A 3017-nucleotide genomic window follows, 5' to 3' on the forward strand; every position below is an offset into this window, starting at 1 on the left:
AGCTGCGCGTGATGCCCGGCCTCTACTGGCACCGCATCACCGAGGCCGCCGGCCAGGGCTTCTTCGCCGACACCTGGAAGGTCGCGCCGGAAGCCGACCGGATCGGCTACCGCTTCAAGGGCGGCAAGCCGCTCGAATTCGTGCCGCGCGAGCCGCCGTTCGGCGCCGGTTCCGATCCCTCCAACATCACGGATGCCTGCTATCCCTATGGCTCGATCCAGGTGCCCGGCGGCACCGAGCCGATCGTGCTGCACCGTGACGCGGTCTCGGGCGGCGGCTACTTCATGGTCGGCACCGTGATTTCGGCCGACATGGACCTGATCGGCCAGCTGCAGCCCAATACGCCCGTGAGGTTCGTCAAGGTCGAAATGGACCAGGCGCTTGCAGCCCGCAAGGCGCGCGCCGAGCTGATCGCGAAGGTTCGCGCGTCGCTGGCGTGATGGTCGTTATCTCGGATGTGACGGCGGTTTGACCTCCGCCAGTCACACCCGGATCAATGCGCGACGAACGGCGCGATGCCCGGGTCATGCTGCGCACGCTTTCAAGATCCACGCGCTGCCAGGGCGCTGGTGCTGCGCCCCAAGCTCCTGGTGTGCGACGAACCGGTGTCGGCGCTCTCTCCATCCAGGCGGAAGTCGGACACGGCATTCCGGAGCGTGGCTGCCGGTTCAGCCCGCGCTGCCCGGTCGCCGTCAAGCAATGCGAAACCGACGATCCGGCATTGCGAAAGCTCGAAGACGGCAGCGCGGTGGCCTGCCATCTGGCATAGTCTGCGACACCGTTTCCCCATCCCAAACATGAAAGCCGCGCGCAACAGATCATGACGAGCCCAGAACCGATCGACTTCGAGCTGAGCCAGGCCGCCTTGCGGGCGCGCCGCAACGCCAAATGGAACCAATACGATGCGGATGTGATTCCCGCCTTTGTCGCGGACATGGATTTTGCCGTCGCCGCGCCGATCCAGGCGGCGATTGAGCGGATTGTTGGGGATCGCGACTACGGCTATCCCTTGCGCAACGGCGACAGGGCGGACCGGCTGGTCGCCAATGCCTTCTCGACGCGGATGAAATCCCGCTTTGGATGGGAGCTCTCACCCGGTCTCGTGCTGCCGGTGGCGGACCTGGTGCAGGGCACCTACGCGCCGATCCTGGCGTTCTCGGACCCCGGCGACGGTGTTGTCCTGCAGGTCCCGAACTATCCGCCATTCCGCGATGCCATCGCCACGACCGAGCGCAGGCTTCTGGCGCTGCCGATGCGCGACGACGGCGCCCGCCATGTCTTCGACATGGCGGAGCTGGCGAGATTGGTGGACAGGCGGACCCGCATCTTCGTGCTCTGCAATCCGCAAAACCCGACCGGCCGGGTCTTTGCCCGCGATGAGTTGCTGGCGCTGGGCCAATTCGCGATCGAACATGATCTCGTCGTCATTTCCGACGAAATCCATTCCGACCTGGTCTATCCCGGGCATCAGCACATTCCATTCGCCTCGCTCGGACCGGAGATCGCCGCCCGCACCGTGACCCTCAACTCGGCGACCAAGAGCTTCAATATTCCGGGTCTTCGCTGCGCGCTGGTGGCGTTCGGCAGTGAAAGGCTACGCGACCGTTTTCACAAACGCATCCCGGCCAAGCTGACGGGCTCGGCAAATATCGTCGGCGTCGACGCCACCGTTGCCGCCTGGACGCAAGGCCAGCCCTGGCTCGATGCCGTGATGGACCATCTGCTCAAGGCCCGCAACAGGGTCAGGGATGTGCTCGGCGCGGAAGCGCCGGAGATCCGTTTCCACGCGCCGGAGGCGACCTATCTCGGTTGGCTCGACTGCCGTGACCTCAAGCTGTCGAGCTCGGCTTTCAAATTCTTCCTCGACAAGGCCCGGATCGGATTCAGTGCCGGCGAGACGTTTGATCCCGGCTGCGCGCAGTTTATCAGGTTCAACTTTGCGACCTCGATGCCGATCCTCGACGAGATCCTGGGTCGCATGGTCGCCGCGACCCGGCAGAACGACCGGTGAAGCCGCCGTCACCGGTCTAACCGCCGGGAGCAGCGCGCACTGCCCTTCCCGGCTCGTCGGTCGCGCCTGCAACCGGCCCGGTCTCGATATGAGGCACGGCGTCAACCAGTTCACGCGTATAGGCGGTCTGCGGGTCGTCGAACAGGGCCCGGCTTTTGCCCTGCTCGACGATGCGGCCGTTCTGCAGCACGATGGTCCGGTCGCACATCATACGAACCACGTTGAGGTCGTGACTGACGAACAGGAGAGCGAGGTCATCCTCGCGCCGCAGCCGGTCGAGCAGTTGCAGCACCACCGCCTGCACCGAGACGTCGAGCGCCGCCGTGGGCTCGTCGAGCACCAACAGGCGCGGCCGGCAGGCAATGGCGCGGGCGATGCCGACCCGCGCCTTCTGGCCGCCCGAGAGCTGATGCGGGAAGCGCGTCAGCAATTCGAGCGCCAGGCCGACGCGCCCGGCGCACTCTTTCACCCGTTGCCGCAGCGCGTCGCCCGAGCGCATGCGGGCCAGCCGCCGCAACGGGTGGGCGATGCAGTCGAAGGCGGTGAAGCGCGGGTTGAGGCTGTCGTTCGGATCCTGAAACACGATCTGGATGTCCTTGCGGAACGGCGAGCGATGAAACTCGCGCGCCGGGATATGGCCGATCGAACAGCCGTCGAAGATGATCTCGCCCTCGCTCGGGTCGATCAGCCGGCAGATCATCCGCGACGTGGTGCTCTTGCCGGACCCGGATTCGCCGACCAGGCCGACGCTCTCGCCGGCGTTCATCGCCATCGAGAAGTCCGCGACCGCGGCTGGCCCCTGATCGAAACGCTTGGCGAGCTTCTGCACCTGGAGCAGCGGCGGCGTGCCCGGCGCCGGCGGCGGCTTGGAGGCGACCGCGACGGCTGGGTGCCGCGCTCTCTCCTCTTCCGTGACGAGATCGGCGATGGTGGACACAGCCGTCGGCGAAGCCGCAACCAGCCGCCGTGTATACGGGTGCCGCGGCGCGCGGAACAGGGTGCGCGG

At 66.4% G+C, this 3017-nt stretch carries 3 protein-coding genes and 1 pseudogene; 3 read left to right on the forward strand and 1 reads right to left on the reverse strand.

What is annotated here, in order from left to right:
- From WCB02_RS16295 to WCB02_RS16305, 3 genes and pseudogenes are all read left to right on the forward strand, one after another.
- A pseudogene (locus tag WCB02_RS16295) lies at nt 1-440 on the forward strand (allophanate hydrolase); the annotation flags it as partial.
- Between the two features lie 56 nt (nt 441-496).
- On the forward strand, nt 497-769 hold the full coding sequence (locus WCB02_RS16300) for an oligopeptide/dipeptide ABC transporter ATP-binding protein (RefSeq protein ID WP_423959488.1): 273 nt from the start codon (nt 497-499) through the stop codon (nt 767-769).
- Between the two features lie 51 nt (nt 770-820).
- Complete coding sequence (locus WCB02_RS16305; protein WP_423959490.1) at nt 821-2011, forward strand: MalY/PatB family protein; 1191 nt, start codon at nt 821-823, stop codon at nt 2009-2011.
- A 16-nt stretch (nt 2012-2027) separates the two neighbouring features.
- On the opposite strand, the gene WCB02_RS16310 is transcribed toward WCB02_RS16305, so the two are convergent.
- Nucleotides 2028-3017 (reverse strand): ABC transporter ATP-binding protein (locus WCB02_RS16310; protein ID WP_423959493.1); only part of this gene is annotated, 990 nt, incomplete at its 5' end.

Origin of the sequence: Bradyrhizobium sp., assembly GCF_049581145.1 — a bacterium.
In the GTDB taxonomy this organism is placed as follows: domain Bacteria; phylum Pseudomonadota; class Alphaproteobacteria; order Rhizobiales; family Xanthobacteraceae; genus Bradyrhizobium.